This is a genomic window from Rossellomorea aquimaris (assembly GCF_000935355.1).
In the GTDB taxonomy this organism is placed as follows: domain Bacteria; phylum Bacillota; class Bacilli; order Bacillales; family Bacillaceae_B; genus Rossellomorea; species Rossellomorea aquimaris_B.
This window is the reverse complement of sequence record NZ_JXZC01000002.1, coordinates 440,616-458,332: the sequence shown is the minus strand read 5'-3', so window position 1 is coordinate 458,332 and position 17,717 is coordinate 440,616. Positions and strand designations below refer to the sequence as shown.

The window sequence follows — 17,717 nt, the reverse complement described above, 5'->3', positions numbered from 1 at the left end:
TTTCAGTTGAAAGAGGCATTTTTTATTGGGACAAAAAAGGGGTGTGCACATTGATCGAGATTAGAAATCTAGTTAAAACCTACAAAACAAAAAAGCAAACCGTGGTCGGTGTCGATAACGTTTCAGTAAAAATTGAAAAGGGCGAAATCTTCGGGATCGTCGGATACAGCGGAGCAGGAAAGAGTTCACTCATTCGCTGCCTGAATCTACTAGAAACCCCGACATCGGGTGAAATCATCATTGATGGACAGGATTTTACGAAGCTCACCTCCAAACAACTAAGGTTAGCCCGCCAGAAAACGAGCATGATCTTTCAACATTTTCACCTGATCAAATCCAAGACGGTGTTTGACAATCTGGCTTTTGCCTTGAAAGCGGCCAGTGTTCCGAAATCGAAAATCAAGCCCAGAGTCGTCGAGCTCCTGGAGATGGTCGGTCTTTCAGACAAAGCGGACGCCTACCCGGCCCAGCTCAGCGGAGGACAAAAGCAGAGAGTCGGGATTGCAAGGGCACTGGCGAACAACCCATCGGTTTTGCTTTGCGACGAAGCGACGTCGGCACTTGATCCGAATACGACCAAATCAATCTTGCAACTCTTAAAAAAGATTAATAAAGAACTAGGGTTGACGATCGTGCTCATCACCCACGAAATGGAAGTGGTGAAGGAAATCTGCGACCGGATGGCCGTGATGCAGGATGGGAAAATCGTGGAGGAAGGTCCGGTATACGACTTGTTTGCAGAACCTAAGCAGCCTTTAACGAAGCAATTCATCGAAACGATTCTTCAATTTGAACTCCCGGCACACCTCGTGGAATCAAGGAAAGGTAAGCTGATCAAAATCCAATTCAAAGGGTCGATCGCAGAGGAAAGCGTCGTTTCAGAAGTGTTCCAGAAATACAAAGTGAGCGGCAACATCCTTCACGGCAAGATCGAATATATTCAGGAAGTTCCCCTGGGGATATTCATCATGGAACTGATCGGGTCCCATGAAGAAATCGAAGCCGCGATCCGGTTCATCACGCTGAAGACGCAGAGCTTGGAGGTGCTTGAGAATGCTGCCTGATTCATTGACTGCGATTTTACCAGAATTGAATAAAGCCTTTTTTGAAACGGTGTATATGGTGGGAATTTCACTGGGAGTTGCGATTTTAGTGGGGTTGCCCCTCGGGATCCTTCTTTTCGTAACAGACAAAGGTTTATTTTTGCAAAATAGTTTGATCAAAAAGGTCGTAGGGTTTGTCGTCAATATGGTGCGTTCGGTTCCGTTCATCATTCTATTGGTCGCACTTTTACCATTGACCAAATTATTGACCGGGACCACGATCGGACCGACGGCAGCATCGGTATCACTCTCTGTTGCGGGAATTCCGTTTTTTGCGAGAATGGTTGAAACGTCGCTCCGGGAGATTGATAAAGGTGTCATCGAAGCTTCGGTTTCAGTGGGGGCAAGCCCCTGGATGATCATCAAGGACGTGCTGTTACCGGAAGCTCGTCCAGCGGTGATCCAGGCGATCACGATTACAACGATCAGTTTAGTCGCCTATTCAGCCATGGCCGGCATCGTCGGTGGAGGCGGAGTCGGGGACCTGGCGATTCGCTTCGGTTACTACCGATATGACAATACCGTGATGATCACGACCGTCGTCATTTTAATTTGTTTGGTTCAACTCATCCAATATACGGGTGATGTGTTTGCACGATTAGTCGATAAACGATAACTACTCTAGGGGGAACAACAAGTGAAAAAGTGGATCTTATTAGTGGCATTAACGGTAACAATGAGTATTCTTGCAGCTTGCGGAGGGGACGAGACAAGCTCGGAAGATAAAAAAGAGGTGACCATCGGAGCGACATCAGGACCATACAGTGATATGGTGACAAAAGCGATCAAGCCCGGTCTTGAAGAAAAAGGATACACGGTTGAAGTGAAGGAGTTCAGTGATTACATCCAGCCGAACAATGCACTGTCCCAGGGAGATCTGGATGCGAACCTTTTCCAGCATAAAATCTACATGGAAACTTTTGCGAAACAGCATAACATGGAATTATCCGAAGTGATTGTCGTACCTACTGCTCCGATGGGAATCTACTCGGAGAAGTTTGATTCGATTGAAGATATCAAAGAAGGCAGCGCCATTACCATTCCAAACGACCCGACGAACGCAGCACGCGCATTTCAGATTTTAGAAGATGCGAAATTGATCACGTTAAAGCCGGACACGGATCCGTTGACGGTATCAGAAAAAGACATTGCTGAAAACGTGAAAAATTTGCAGTTTAAACCGATTGAAGCGGCTCAGCTTCCACGGGCTGTAGAAAGTGTAGACTTATCAGCGGTTCCAGGGAACTACGCCCTGGCTGCCAAGATGGACTTACTTGATGCACTTCAACTGGAGAACATGCCTGATCAGTATCGTAACCGAGTGGTTGTAAATACGAAGGACGTTGATTCACAGTTGGCGAAAGACATCAAAGCAGTCGTCGAAGCAGACGGATTCGAAAAAGTGATCGACGAAGAATTCAAAGGCTTTGGTAAGCCTGAGTGGATGGAATAGAGTGGTTGGACGGATTAGAGGGACGGACCTCCAATCAGGAAATTTAGTATAAGAATGTGAAAGGGACGGGCTTCCGCAGAATGCGGAGGTCCGTCCCTCATTTTATAGGCAGCACTTTTTATATTTCTTTCCGCTGCCGCATGGGCAAGGGTCATTGCGCCCTACTTTTTCGTCGTTTATGACGGGTTGCGTTATTAGAGCAGGTGGCTCATTCAACATTTCAAGTTCCATTAGCTCCAGAAAGTGTCTCCATTCTGGAAGTTTAGGGTGTTGGATGCCATTCATGACGCAATTGACATATAGTGATTCCTCTAAACAAAGCAGCCCATCTTCATACCCGGTTTCAATTAAACCTTCTATCTTGGGGATGGCCATTGTTGATAAATGGCGGCATAGATTATCTGCAATGATCGTTTTGGCGGTTAGGTCTTCCGCTTGATCAAACAGTCTGAGTAATGCTCTTTCAGCTTCTTTGGTTTTGATCCTTCCAAGTACATCCAAAGCGTAGAAATAGGTATTTCCATAGAGTGCTACTTTTTCAACTTCACTCACTACCAGGTCCGTCCCTATTCTGACCAGGGCATTTGCCGTCTCCTCAAATAAAAAGTCTCCTTCTTCTTCATTTTTGAAGAGATTCGCTAATTGAGGGACTACACTTTCCTCTTTCATTTCACCTGCCATGTAGACATTATAAATTCCTTCAAACCCGAAAAATTCCTCTTTATCTATATTGTTCTGAAGTCCATTCTGCACTTCCCAGCTTTCGATGCCGCCTTTTTTAACAAGTTCTTTGATCATTCTTTTTCCATGATCATAAAGGGCTTGATTAAACTCATGTTCATCCAAGTAGACCATAACATCAGCCAACGCCATATATAGCTCTTCTATCGTTAAAGAAGGAAGCTTCTCTACTTCTTTTAACTGTTCCTCACCAACATATTGCCTTACTCTATTTCTGTATGTGATTAATAATTCCGTGCTGGCGTTTTTAACTAATTGAATGTAGAACAGTCGGTTGTTATCTTTTTCGGCTATGGCATCTAGTCGATTTACTACTTCTTTCAACCCTTCTTCATTAAGGGGTAAGTACATCAAACCAGGAAGAACAGGGGATGAATATTCTGTTACTGGTCCCCGATCAACGGCTTTCAATCCAGTCAAAAACGTATCCCCTTCAGGTAAATAAGTATCCTCCAACATTTCAATGGCATACCTCTGCACAAATGGGTCCTCACTCAAAAAATAAGGCTCGACCCTTTCAACAAAACCTTTCATCCTACCATCCTTTATCTTTCATATTTCCCTATAGTGTAATGGGTGAGTAAGGAAAAGGAAAGAGGGACGGACCTCTAACCCAAAGCCAGAACAGGAAAATGTGATAGGGACGGGCTTCCGCGAAAAAACGGAGGTCCGTCCCTCTTTTTCTCGAATCGCAAAGGATTTTCCAAGTTTTTATCGAATATATGTATTAACGGTATTATTAAGGAACTTTTCCTTAAATAATCAATCGACGGAAAAAGGAGATTTTTCATGAAGTTAAAGCAGCTTGTCCAATCAGTAGAGAATGAAGTCATTGAATTACGCAGACACCTTCACCGACATCCTGAGGTGAGCGGAGAGGAATTCGAAACATCGAAAACGATTCAGGAAAAATTGTCCGAGGCAGGTATCCCTTTTAAAACGGGCTATGCCAAAACTGGAGTGCTTGGCATCATTAAAGGAGAAAAACCTGGGGGCACGGTCGCACTGAGAGCCGATATCGATGCACTGCCGATCCAGGAGGAAAATGATCTAGCCTATAAATCCACCATTCAAAACACCATGCATGCCTGTGGTCACGATGCCCATACTGCCATGCTTGTTGGTGCAGGAAAAGTATTGAATCAACTGAAGGAGGAGATGGCAGGAACGATCCTTCTTGTCTTCCAACCGGCGGAGGAGAATGCCCCTGTAGGAGGTTCTCAGCAAATGATGGACGATGGAGTATTCGATGAATATACTCCGGACCTCATTTTCGGACAGCATGTGTGGCCGGATCTGCCTGTCGGAGAAGTCGGCGTGCTGCCTCATGAAATCATGGGAGCTTCAGACCGCTTCAAGATTACCGTCAAAGGTTCCGGCGGACATGCGAGTATGCCCCATCAATCGAATGATGCCATCATTATTGCCAATAACCTCATCACCCAGCTTCAAACGATCGTGAGCAGGAATACGGATCCAATCGATTCTGCCGTCCTGACCATCGGGAAAATAGAAGGAGGTTACCGCTACAATGTCATTGCTGATGAAGTGACCTTAGAGGGGACCATCAGGACCTTCAAACCGGAAGTGAAAGAAATGGTGAAGGATCGTTTCCATTCCATTATTGAAGGAATCGGGAAAAGCTTCGGGGCCAACATGGCCATAGACTATTTAGATGGATACCCAGCTACGATCAACACTCCTCAATGGGCGGATGAAGTGCGGAACGCTGCTCAAAAAGTACTTGGGGAACATTCTACTCCAGTGGTCTCCCCGTCGCTTGGAGGAGAGGATTTCTCCCGTTTCCTGCAGAAATATCCCGGTGCCTTCTACTGGCTGGGAACATCTGTGAAGGAAACAGAAACCCAGTATCCCCTCCATGACCCGCGTTTTAAATTAAATGAAAGTGCTTTACGAAAAGGGGTCGAAGTGATGGCTCAACTTGCACTGGATACCTTGAAAAAATTCGAAAAAAGGAGTCAAGAAGAATGAGCACTGTTGAACATTTTATTCATGAAATCTCGCCGGCACTCGCTGCCTTCCGACGTACCTTTCATCAGAATCCCGAACTTGGATTCACTGAATATGTCACGTCTTATCTGATCGGAAAAGAACTAATCAACCTTGGCTTTACGATTCATCTTGGAAAAGATGCATTGGAGTCCAGTGAGCGAATGGGGGTTCCCACACCGGAATATTTACTCCTTCAAGAAGAACGAGCCATGGGAGAAGGTGTGGAAAAGAGCTGGCTCGACAAAATGAAAGGCGGGCATACAGGATTGGCTGCCACATTCGATACAGGAAAGCCCGGTCCTCATATGGCGTTCCGATTCGATATCGATGCCCTGCCCATAAAAGAAGCGAATGATCCTGATCACCATCTGCCAATGAGAGAAGGCTTTCGTTCCCAAAATGAAGGAATCATGCATGCCTGCGGTCATGACGGTCACGCTGCCATCGGCCTGGGAGTGGCCAATTTCCTGTCAGCTTACAAAGATCAGCTTAGCGGAAGGTTCACTCTCCTCTTCCAGCCTGCTGAAGAAGGTGGACGGGGAGCAAAAGCCATGGTGAAAAAAGGCTGGCTTGAGCATGTCGATTACTTTGCAAGCGGTCATATCGGAATCCGGGATACGAGGCTTGGACGAGTGTATGCTACGACTCATTCATTTCTAGCATCCTCCAAAATAAACGTTACGTATAAAGGAAAGGCTGCACACGCGGGTCTCGAGCCTGAAAAAGGGAAGAATGCCTTATTGGCTGCTGCCGCTGCAAGCCTTCACCTCTATAATATCCCGCGACACTCTGAAGGGGCGACCAGGGTCAATGTCGGGAAGCTTCAAGGGGGTGGAGGCCGAAACATCATAGCCGATGAGGCTCATCTCGAAATGGAAACAAGGGGGGAAACGACTGCCATCAATCAGTACATGCTGAAAGAAGCCCTGCGGATCCTTCAAGCATCGGGAGATCTTTATGATGTGGAAACCGGTATTGATGTGGTTGGCAAGACGGTTGAAGCAGCATGTAACCCTGAATGGATTCAGTGGTTAAAGGAAGTGGGAGAAGAAAGTCCATTTATATCTGAAATTCTCGATGATATACCGTTAAAGGCTTCAGAGGATGTGACCTATATGATAAATGAAGTCCAAAATCAGGGTGGCAGCGCAACCTTCATGGTATTTGGAACCTCATTGGAAAACGGACATCATCATCATCAATTTGATTTTGAAGAGGGAGTATTGAAAGTGGCGGTGGATGCCTTCGCACGTCTTATTTTGAAATTATCCCGACAAAAAGAGGAGGTTACGAGTTGAAAGAATGGTTGAGTACAACTCTAGAAGCTTTAAATCTGGTTGAAACGATGGAACAGCCCGATGGATTTACGAGATTAGGATATTCCGAGGAAGAGACTGCCTCCATGAGTGTGTTTAGGGATGTAGCCGAAACGTTGGGGTTATCCGTACGCAGGGATCAGGCTGGAAACCTTTTTGCCAGGTGGGGAGGGAAGACCGATCATGTTGTCATGACTGGATCTCATCTCGATACTGTTGAAAATGGAGGTGGATACGATGGGGCAGCGGGCGTACTCTGCAGCCTTGGAGCCGTCAAAGCTTTAAAAGAACGTGGTTTCAAACCTCATAACCCGATTGAAGTCGTCTGCTTTGCTTCAGAAGAATCAGCCCGATTCGGTGTTTCTACACTGGGAAGCAAAAGTGTGGCAGGGATTCTTGATAAATCAGTAGAAAACGTAAGGGACCGCCACGGGGTCAGCATTAAAGACGCAGTGGAATCAACGGGGTTAGACTGGTCATCCATTGAAGAAGCTGAACGCACCAAGGACGAAATTCTCTCTTTCATCGAACTGCATATTGAACAGGGGACCCAGATTGAAGATCACGGCGCTCAATTCGGGATTGTCCGGGGTGTGGCCTGCCCCATCCGATTGAAGGTGAAGGTGGAAGGGATGGCGGGCCATACGGGAACGACTCCAATGGGGAAACGAAAGGACGCCCTTGTGGCTCTTGCTCCCCTTATTACATTTGTTTCTCAAGAGGCGGAAAAGCTTTCAAACCAGTCACAGAAACCACTCGTGGCAACCGTCAGCACGATGAACGTAAAACCGAACGTCATGAACGTCGTTCCGGGCCAAGCAGAAGCAGGGATCGATATCCGTTCCGTCGATGATGCCCTAAAGAGATCCATGGCAGATAAAATAATTGAAAAGTGCCGAAGCTTAGAGAATGAATTTAATGTTACAATCAACATAGAAACTCTTGTAGATAATCCTTCTATTCTATTGGATGAAGAGCTGACAGCCAGAGTCAAGCGGGCGGGGGAATCACTGGGTTACAAAACATTTGAAATGGACAGCGGGGCAGGGCATGATGTCATGAACATGGCAGTGAAATGGCCATCCGCTTTAGTATTCATTCCTTGTGAAAAAGGGATCAGCCATCACCCGAAGGAATATAGCTCTCTAGAAGACTTGCATGCAGGAGTAGAGATTCTAGCTGAAGTTTTGCAGCAAGAAGCAGGTGAATAATCGTTGATGATAAAAATTGGTGTCATTGGCCCGGATGATTCGATACAACGGATCAATCATGTGGCTGCTAATTTTGACAATATCGAGCTCATAAATTTCCCCTATCATGGGGTGGACGAAATTGAAGGGATTCTTGATAAGAACCGCGGCTTGGTTGATCAATGGTTCTTTTCAGGACAATCCCCTTTCTATTACGCCCTTGAAAAAGGATGGATCACGGAAAAGGAAGGAAGCTTTCCTCCCCTTCATGGCTCCAGCTTTTTCGGGGCCTTGCTGGAAGCACAAATGAAAGAACGGACTTTATTGAATAAAATCAGTATCGATACGATTTCAAAGGAGGAAATAGAAACAGCCGTCCAATTTCACTCCTTTAATCAGCTGATGATTTCAAGCTATCCATATGAAGGATATCGAAGTCCCGATGAACTTGTGGACTATCACCGTTCCCTTTACAAAAAAGGTGAAATCGAGACGGCAATCACGTGTATTCAAAGTGTCCAAAAACGTCTCACGGAAGCAGGCATCCCTTGTTACCGTGTCGTGCCGACGAATTTATCCATTCGAATGATTTTGCAATTTTTGTTAGAGAGGGCCCAATCCCGAAAATATCGGAAATCCCAGATTGCCATCGTGGGAATCGAAGTCATCTATTCCACCCAGACACTGGACGAGTCACATTTCTCTTATAAAATGAAACATCAAGAGTTGGATTTAAAACGGAACCTTCTGGATATTGCCCAGAAGATCAATGGCTCCATGGTGCAATTAGGGGACGGATTATTCTTCGTTTATACAACGAGAGGGGAGCTCGATCTTCATGAGAAGGAGTCGATTTTTTCTACATTGACTCTGGAAGTGAAGGCCCATACGGAGCTGGATATCCGTGTGGGGATCGGTTTCGGGGTCACGGTCCTAGAAGCCGAACACCATGTGCGTCTTGCTTTTCAGCATGCAAGGAAACATGAATCCTCCATTGTTGTAAGTGTAAATGAAGATAAGTCGGTAACCGAAATCCTTCCATCGTCGGAGTCCATTACCTATTCTCTCAACAACTGGGGGAATGAATGGAAGGAAGTCTTTAAAGAGGCTGCGGTCAGTTCGGCCATCGTTTCAAAAATCCTTTCTCTATCCCGTCACTATGACAAAGAGGAGATCACGTCCCAGGACCTGTCCCGCTGGTTAAAAAGCACCGAACGGAACGGACGCAGAATCCTTACTGAAATGGAACGGATCGGAATTGTGGAAATCAGCGGCGAAGAACAAAGCGGTGGCAGAGGCAGGCCGAGAAAGTTGTATCGTTTCCAGCTTAAATAATGAGAACATGAAATCCCCTGTTCAAGCAGGGGATTTTTTTTGTCTAAATCAGTAATCCGTAAATTTAAAATTTTCTCATAAATATTAAAAAATAAAGAGGATTTATGCAAATAGTATAGAAATACTTATTAACGGAAGTAAAAAGGAATTATTCCTTAAAACAAAATCTTGAAGGAGTGACCTCATGACAAACCCTAATTTAGAGCCGAATACACCTCAAAAGGAGAAGGGATACCTTCGAATTTTAGGTGGGATTGAAAAGGTAGGGAATAAACTCCCTGACCCATTCATGTTGTTTGTGTACTTATCTTTCTTTATTATCTTGTTTTCCTGGTTCATTTCAAGTCTGGGTGTGACGGTGATCCACCCGAAAAATGGGGAAGAATTGGCGATCAAAAGCCTTGTTTCTGGGGAGGGACTTCAATACATCCTGACCTCCATGCTCGATAACTTTACCGGCTTCGCTCCACTCGGCCTCGTACTGGCGATGATGCTCGGGATCGGTCTTGCGGAAAAGGTAGGACTGCTAGAGACGGCAATCAAGAAAACAGTTTTAAACGCTCCAAAAGGATTGATTACATACGCTGTCATTATGGTAGGGATCATGGGGAACCTGGCGTCAGACGCAGCCTTCGTTATCATTCCTCCACTTGCCGCCATGATTTTCTATACGGTGGGAAGACATCCTCTGGCGGGTCTTGCTGCCGGATTCTCCGGAGTAGGAGCAGGATTTACGGCAAACTTTATCATTACCGGAACCGATGCGCTACTCGCAGGGATATCAACAGAAGCTGCCAAAGCATTTGAAGTGACGGTGACACCGGTGGATAACTGGTACTTCATGATTGCATCTGTTGCTCTTCTTACGGTTGTGGGAGCTCTCGTAACCGAAAAAATTGTGGAACCGCGTTTAGGAACATACAAAGGGAAAGTAGACAAAACATTAGAAGAAGAAAGTCCTTTGGAAGGAAAGGGACTTCGAAATGCAACCCTCGCAGGATTAGCATTCATCGTCCTGTTAGTCGTTTCGATTGCATGGCCTAATTCTCCGATGCGAAATGAAGATGGTGGACTGATTCCGTCTACCTTCTTATCCGGTATCATTCCCATTACGCTATTCTTCTTTATCGTGATCGGGGTTGCTTACGGGGTGACCGTGAAGAAAATTCAATCAAGCAGGGACGTACCGAAATATATGACAGAAGCCATGAAAGACATGGGAGGTTATATCGTACTGATTTTTGCGGCGGCACAGTTCATCGCTTACTTTGATTGGACGAATCTTGGGACATGGGTAGCGGTCAGCGGAGCGAACTTCCTGGAATCGATCAATATGACAGGGCTCGCAGCCATCATCGGTTTTGTCCTGTTGACAGCATTATTGAATCTATTAATCTTCAGTGGATCTGCTCAATGGGCATTGGAAGCACCGATCTTTATCCCGATGTTTGCGACACTTGGATATAACCCGGCGTTTGTACAAGCGGCCTATCGTATCGCGGATTCATCGACGAATATCATCACCCCGATGAACCCGTATATCATCGTGATACTCGCCTTCATGCGGGAATACGATAAGAAAGCGGGACTTGGAACCTTGATTTCACTCATGCTTCCTTATACGATTGCTTTCTTATCTGTTTGGATCGTATTACTATTGACGTTTGCTTTATTAGGTATCCCTTTTGGTCCAGGGGTAGGAGTGTACCTGTAAAAAGTGGTGATACCACTATTTTACTACTAAATAATCATAAGCCCGGTTCAAGAGCTGTTCATCCGCTCCAGAACCGGGCTTTGTCAATTTTAATAGTTCAAATTTACTTAATCGTAATGTAAGCGGTAACAAATTTCAGTTAATTTACCCTATTTTTACACTATTATGACAAATCCTGTTGTATACTGGTAGATGGTGGCGAATCTACCACTTTACTAAACTACGAACAGGGGGAAGAAAATGAACGGGAAAACAATGAAGCGTCAATTGTTAAGTGTAACAGTTGCCTCAAGTATGGCCTTAAGCATGTTTGCACCTCCTCTATCTCAGCACGTATCCGCTGCAGACGAGGCGTTTCAGGACTTAATTATCTCTGAATATATCGAAGGATCCAGTTACAATAAAGCAATTGAACTTTATAACGGTACTGGTGAAGCAATTGATTTATCAAATTACTCCTTAGAATTACATAGCAATGGTGCAGTGACTACGGATAAGTCTTTTTCTTTATCTGGAACTCTAAACGCAGGGGATACTTTAGTACTTGCCCATGAACAGGCTGTTCAGGCCATCCTTGATAAAGCAGATATCCAAGACAGCTTTATCATCAATTTCAATGGGAATGATCCCATCACATTAAAGAAAAACGGCACGGTGATTGATTCGATCGGCCAGGTTGGTTCAGAAGCCTCCTTCGCAAGTGACGTCTCCATCGTCCGCAATGATTCCGTGACCACAGGAGATACAGACGTAACCGATGCATTCGATCCATCTGCAGAATGGACGAATTTAGGCAAGGATGTATTCAGTAATCTCGGTACGCATCTATCAGATGAACCGGCTCCTGAACCAACCCCTGTTGAACTATCCACCATCGCTGAAGCACGCACAGCCCCTAAAGGCACGGTTGTTAAAGTACAGGGTATTGCGACAGCATCCTTTGAAGCAGGCGGACAAACAAACCTGTTTATCCAGGATGGTACTGCAGGTGTCATCGTCCGTGCCAGCGGACTTACTGCCGAGCCGGGTGATGAAGTAGTAGCTGAGGGAAAACTTGGCGATTATTATGGTATGCAGCAAATCCAAGCGACTGCTTCAAACGTTGAAATTACAGAAGAAGACAAGGGGGTTCCTTCACCTGCCTCCCTAATTTCTACAGATCTCTCAGCTGAAAATGGTGAAGAACACGAAGGGATGTATGTTGAATTTACGGATGTGACCGTGGAATCGAAAGACAGCAACGGTAACTTCACGGCGACAGACAGCTCCGGTGAGTTCGTCATCAAACCAACTGATAGTACGGTGCTTGAAATTGGCAAAACGTACGAAATCCTTCGCGGCGTGGTGGACTATAACTATGACGAATATAAACTGGTCCCGCGTAACACGTCAGATGTCATTGAAACGGCCTTCTCCGTAACGGCTGATCCGGCTTCGGGATCTGTTGTGGAAGGAACGGAGGTCACACTTCAAACGGCAACGGAAGATGGAGCGATTCATTACACAATGGACGGGACGGACCCGACAGCTTCCAGTCCAGAATATACAACACCGATCGAACTTACTGCCGATGCAACGATTAAAGCAGTTGTTGTAAAAGATGGCAGCACAAGCGATGTTTCCACTTTCACTTACAAAATCCTTAAATCAGCTGATGGTTTAAGCATTCATGATATTCAAGGGGATTCCCATGCCTCTCCTTACGAAAACATGACTGTCTCTAACGTTCAAGGAATTGTGACGGCGAAGGCCGGATCCAATGCCTTTTATATGCAGGAAGAGACACCGGACGATAGTCTGGCGACTTCTGAAGGGATCTATGTTTATGCGAAAGGCAATTCTGTAAAAGTCGGTGACAAGGTAAACGTGGCCGGACAAGTAAAAGAGTGGAGAGAAGATGGATATTCAGATGCCAAAGATCTTCTCACAACTCAAATCACGGCATCAGCCGTTACTGTAGAATCATCAGACAATACAGTACCTGCAGCCATCGTGATGGGTGTAGACCGCGTACCGCCGACAGAAATCATTGAAGATGATGAAATGAAATCATTTGATCCGGAAACAGACGGGCTGGACTTTTATGAAAGTCTTGAAGGAATGCTGATTGAGATCCCGGATGCCACGATTACAGGTCCGGTGAAATATGATGAACTCCCTGTAGTGGTGAATACAAGCGAAGATCAGCTTCGCACAAGAGCGGGGGGAGTATTGATTTCTCCTGAAGATTATAATCCTGAGCGCATGCTGATCGATGTGGACGGCATGAATATCAATGTGAAAACAGGTGATATGCTGGATGGTTCCGTCACCGGAAACGTAAGCTATGATTATAGCAACTTTAAGATTCGTCCAACAGGAACTTTCCCTACTGTAGTTGATGGGGGAACAACGCAGGAAGTAACGTCGATCACTCCGGAAGTAGAAGATTTAACGATCGCTTCTTATAATATTGAAAACTTCTATGCTGGAATTGAAGAAAGCAAAGTAGAAAAGATTGCTGATTCAATCGTTTCGAATATGAAAACGCCGGATATCATTGGCCTGGTCGAGGTTCAGGATAATAATGGACCAACAGATGATGGTACGACAGATGCAAGTGCGTCCTATGAGACAATCATCAAGGCCATTGAAGAAGCAGGCGGACCGACTTATGAATTCACCGATATCGCCCCTGTTGATAAAACAGATGGCGGGCAGCCTGGTGGAAACATCCGTGTAGGTTTCATCTACAATCCGGAGCGTGTCCAACTGACTGATAAAGAGGCCGGGGATGCGTTTACTTCCGTGGGTGTAAATGAAGATGGACTTACTCATAACCCGGGACGCATCGATCCAACAAACGAAGCATTTGATGATTCGCGTAAAGCCTTGGCAGCCGAATTCATGTTTAACGGTGAAAAGGTCATCGTCGTAGCAAACCACTTTAACTCTAAAGGTGGAGACGGGGCTTTATTCGGTGCAGATCATCCGGTTGTGCTTGGCAGTGAGGTACAGCGACTGAAACAAGCCGAGGTACTGAATGATTTTGTAAATGATGTGAACGAAAAGGTCGAAGATGCAAATGTTGTGGTCCTTGGTGACTTGAACGACTTCGAATTCTCTGCCCCGATCAATACGCTCGAAGGGGACGTGTTGACCAATCTGATGGAAAAGCTCCCTGCAGAGGAACGATACACGTATATTTATCAAGGGAACTCTCAGGTTCTTGATCATATTCTAGTGACGAATAATCTGGCAAAGACAACGATGATCGATAGTATCAACATCAACTCTGATTTTAGTGAAGAAGATGGACGTGCGAGTGATCACGATCCTGTCCTCGCTAAGATTCAGTTTGAAAATAAGGTAGAACGCATTTCAGGCGATGATCGTTACCAAACGGCCATTGAGATCTCTAAAAAAGGCTGGGAGTCAGCAGACACAGTGGTCATTGCCAGAGGCGATAAATTCCCTGATGCCCTTGCAGGTGCTCCGCTTGCTTACAAACATGATGCACCGATCTTATTGACGCAACAAGGCAGTTTGAACGCTGAGGTACAAGATGAAATCAAGCGTTTAGGTGCGAAGAAAGCGATCATCCTTGGTGGCGAAGGTGCTGTATCCAAGTATGTTCAATATCAGCTTAAAGGATTAGGTTTGAAAACAGACCGTATCACAGGTGACGATCGATTTGAAACAGCGGCAAATATCGCTGCCAAATTGGATGGGGATCCTGAAAAGGCGATTGTAGCAAATGCCTACCAATTCGCCGATGCCCTTTCTGTTGCTTCTTATGCCGCACAGAATGGATATCCGATTGTACTATCTGCTCAAGACAAGTTGTCAAAAGCCTCTAGTAAAGTATTAAAAGACATTGACGAAAAAATCGTCGTGGGTGGCGAGAATGCGATCAGTACAGACATTTTTGAAAGCTTTGATGAAGCGACCCGTTATAGTGGGCAGGACCGTTACGAAACATCAGCCGAAATTGCGAAACACTTAACTCCTCAAACTAACAATGCAATTGTGGCAACAGGGACTAATTTTGCCGATGCTCTGGCAGGTTCGGTCCTTGCAGCAAAAGAGGGTGCTGAAATCCTTCTTGTGAAGAAAGAGGAAGTACCAGAAGATATTATGGAAGCAATTGATATGGATGATATTTCTAACTTTCGTGTTATTGGTGGGGAAAATGCCGTTAGTGAAGAAGTTGTAAACCAGCTAAAGAAATAGAATGTAGAAAAAGGCGGGGGGAATTTCTCCCCTGCCCTGATATGTAAAAAGAACCAGATTTGTTTTAATATTTAGTAAAATTATCACATTTTGTCATGGAGTTACTATATAATGGGTTTAGTGGATGAAATTTCGACAAAAACCTACATATGAAAGGGAAGGGATTAACCAAATGAATATTAAAAAACCTTTATACGGTGTATTATCAACTGCAGCTCTGGCCGCTGCGATTTTTGCAGTATCCCCGGCAACTGCAGCCTCAGCAGAAGGGGAAGATTTTGATTTAACGATCATGCATACCAACGATACGCATGCTCATGTTGAAGGCTATCCCCGTTTAGTAACAGCAGTAAACGAACTGCGCACTGAAAAAGCGAATTCTTTACTGGTAGACGCCGGTGACGTATTCTCGGGAACCCTTTATTTCCGTCAATATCTTGGACAAGCTGACCTACATTTCATGAACGAGCTTGGCTACGATGCCATGACACTTGGTAATCATGAATTCGATAAAGATTCTAAAACCCTTGCAGACTTCATTAAAAACATGAACTTCCCGATGGTGTCATCAAACGTTACCGTTACAGGCGACACGGATTTAGAACCCCTGTTTAAAAACGAAATCGGACAACCGGGTGACGGCGGCAACGTTTATCCAGCCATGATCAAAGAAGTAGATGGAGAAAAAGTGGGAATCTACGGATTAACGACTCCAGATACAGAATTCATCTCCAACCCGGGAGAAAATGTTGTCTTTGAAGATGCAGTTGAAAAATCGAATGCCACGATCGCGATGCTTAAAGATAAAGGCGTCAACAAAATCATCGCCCTTTCTCACCTTGGATACTCGAATGACTTAGAATTGGCTGAGGAAGTGGATGGACTCGATGTCATCGTAGGTGGGCATTCCCATACGGTTCTTGAAGAGCCTGTGGTGATTGAGAAGGAAGAGCCGACATTGATTGTTCAAGCTGGTGAATATTTGAACCTGCTTGGATTATTGGATGTATCATTCGACGATGAAGGTGTAGTAACAAGCCATAATGGAGAAGTGCTGGACCTTGAAAGCTATGAACAGGATGCTGAGGCTCTTGCGAAGGTAGAAGAGTTCAAAAAGCCGCTTGATGAAATGAAAAAAGAAGTGGTTGGGAACACAAAAGTAGCTCTTGATGGCGAACGTGCAGATGTACGCCGAAAAGAAACAAACCTAGGAAACTTGATTGCAGACGGTATGGTTGCGAAGGCAAATGAGTTTGTGGAAACCTATATTGGCCTTCAAAACGGTGGAGGGATCCGTGCGTCAATCGATGCTGGAGATATCACACTTGGAGAAGTTCTGACGACGATGCCATTTGGAAACAATCTTGTGACACTTGACCTGACCGGCGAAGAAATCGTAGCTGCCCTTGAACACAGTGTAGCCAGAGTCGAAGGAAAAGACGCACCAGGTGAATTCCTTCAAGTATCCGGTATCAACTATAAGTATGATGTGACTAAACCTGCCGGAGAACGTGTGTGGCATGTAGAAGTCATGACTGCCGACGGATTTGAAGAGATTGACCCTGAAATGATGTACTCTGTGGCAACAAACGCATTCACTGCTGATGGTGGAGACGGATATACAATGTTCAAGGAAGCGAAAGAAGAAGGCCGCATGACGGAATTATTCGTTGTCGATTTTGAGGTATTCACTTCTTACCTTGAGAAAAACAGCCCTATTTCACCGGCTATCGAAGATCGCATCGTACAAGAAGAAGCACCGGAAGTAACACGCTTGACTGGTGATACTCGTTACGAAACAGCCGTTGAAATTTCGAAAGAAGGTTGGGAATCGGCGGATACGGTGATCCTTGCCCGCGGAGATTCTTTCCCTGATGCCCTTGCAGGTGCTCCTCTTGCATACAAACATGATGCACCGATCCTGTTAACGGAAAAAGGTACATTAAATGGAGCGGCTAAAGCAGAAATCGAGCGTCTTGGTGCTAAGAATGTCATTATTCTTGGTGGAAAAGGTGCTGTAAGTAACTATGTGAAGTATCAGCTTGAAGGAATGGGACTTGATGTCGATCGTATCGGCGGGGATGATCGCTGGGAAACGGCAGTGAACATCGCTGCGAGTCTTGGGGGATCCCCAGAGAAAGCAATAGTGGCAAACGGTAAAAACTTCCCTGATGCCCTTGCCATCGCTTCTTATGCAGCGAGCAATGGATACCCGATCCTATTGACGGATTCTGATAAACTACCAGCAGAAACGAAGAAAGCTCTAAAAGGGATTGACAGTACGATTGTAGCCGGTGGAGAAGCTGTTGTAAGTAAGGATGTCATGAAATCACTTCCTGAAGCGACTCGCTACTTCGGTCAAGACCGTTACGGCACGGCAGCAGAAATCGCGACTGAACTTAATCCATCAACCAAGGTATACTTAGCGACTGGAAAGAATTTTGCCGATGCATTGGCAGGTTCTGTACTTGCAGCTAAAGAAAATGCTTCTATGCTTTTAGTACAGCCTAATGATCTTCCAGAAGTCACTTCTGATGCCATTGAAGAGATGAAAGCGAAGGATTTCCAAATTCTTGGCGGAGAAAATGCTGTAAGTGATGTTGTCGTTGAGAAGTTGATGAAATAAATCTTAAATAATAA

11 protein-coding genes are annotated in these 17,717 nt (G+C 45.2%); 10 read left to right on the top strand and 1 reads right to left on the bottom strand.

The features are described from left to right. Positions 1–50: 50 nt before the first annotated feature. The 3 genes from TV75_RS09270 to TV75_RS09260 are packed head-to-tail and all read left to right on the top strand — an operon-like array spanning position 51 to position 2,556. Positions 51–1,064, top strand: a complete 1,014-nt coding sequence (locus TV75_RS09270) for a methionine ABC transporter ATP-binding protein (protein ID WP_044338426.1) — start codon at positions 51–53, stop codon at positions 1,062–1,064. Further along, positions 1,054–1,719, top strand: a complete 666-nt coding sequence (locus tag TV75_RS09265) for a methionine ABC transporter permease (RefSeq protein ID WP_044338425.1) — start codon at positions 1,054–1,056, stop codon at positions 1,717–1,719. The genes TV75_RS09270 and TV75_RS09265 overlap by 11 nt, the downstream gene beginning before the upstream one ends. Positions 1,720–1,779: 60 nt before the next feature. Then, the gene (locus tag TV75_RS09260) at positions 1,780–2,556 is read left to right on the top strand and encodes a MetQ/NlpA family ABC transporter substrate-binding protein (protein WP_044338526.1); all 777 of its coding nucleotides are present in this window, start codon (positions 1,780–1,782) and stop codon (positions 2,554–2,556) included. A gap of 102 nt (positions 2,557–2,658) precedes the next feature. On the opposite strand, the gene TV75_RS22510 is transcribed toward TV75_RS09260, so the two are convergent. Next, positions 2,659–3,831: an SEC-C metal-binding domain-containing protein gene (locus tag TV75_RS22510; protein ID WP_052504490.1), complete on the bottom strand. Its 1,173-nt coding sequence runs from the start codon at positions 3,829–3,831 to the stop codon at positions 2,659–2,661. 255 nt (positions 3,832–4,086) lie between these two features. Here TV75_RS22510 and TV75_RS09250 point away from each other — a divergent pair, with 255 nt between their 5' ends. The 7 genes from TV75_RS09250 (at position 4,087) to TV75_RS09220 (ending at position 17,703) form a co-directional block, all read left to right on the top strand. Further along, positions 4,087–5,289: a M20 metallopeptidase family protein gene (locus TV75_RS09250; RefSeq protein WP_044338424.1), complete on the top strand. Its 1,203-nt coding sequence runs from the start codon at positions 4,087–4,089 to the stop codon at positions 5,287–5,289. Next, entirely contained in the window at positions 5,286–6,608 is a 1,323-nt protein-coding gene (locus TV75_RS09245; RefSeq protein ID WP_044338423.1) for an amidohydrolase, read from the top strand. Before TV75_RS09250 ends, TV75_RS09245 begins: the two co-directional genes overlap by 4 nt. After that, positions 6,605–7,837, top strand: a complete 1,233-nt coding sequence (locus TV75_RS09240) for a M20 family metallo-hydrolase (protein WP_044338422.1) — start codon at positions 6,605–6,607, stop codon at positions 7,835–7,837. Before TV75_RS09245 ends, TV75_RS09240 begins: the two co-directional genes overlap by 4 nt. 6 nt (positions 7,838–7,843) lie before the next feature. Continuing rightward, entirely contained in the window at positions 7,844–9,151 is a 1,308-nt protein-coding gene (locus tag TV75_RS09235; protein WP_052504489.1) for a hypothetical protein, read from the top strand. Between the two features lie 184 nt (positions 9,152–9,335). Continuing rightward, entirely contained in the window at positions 9,336–10,865 is a 1,530-nt protein-coding gene (locus TV75_RS09230) for an AbgT family transporter (protein ID WP_044338420.1), read from the top strand. Positions 10,866–11,105: 240 nt separating this feature from the next. Continuing rightward, on the top strand, positions 11,106–15,077 hold the full coding sequence (locus tag TV75_RS09225) for a cell wall-binding repeat-containing protein (protein WP_253275501.1): 3,972 nt from the start codon (positions 11,106–11,108) through the stop codon (positions 15,075–15,077). Positions 15,078–15,249: 172 nt separating this feature from the next. Next, entirely contained in the window at positions 15,250–17,703 is a 2,454-nt protein-coding gene (locus tag TV75_RS09220) for a cell wall-binding repeat-containing protein (RefSeq protein ID WP_044338523.1), read from the top strand. Positions 17,704–17,717: the final 14 nt, after the last annotated feature.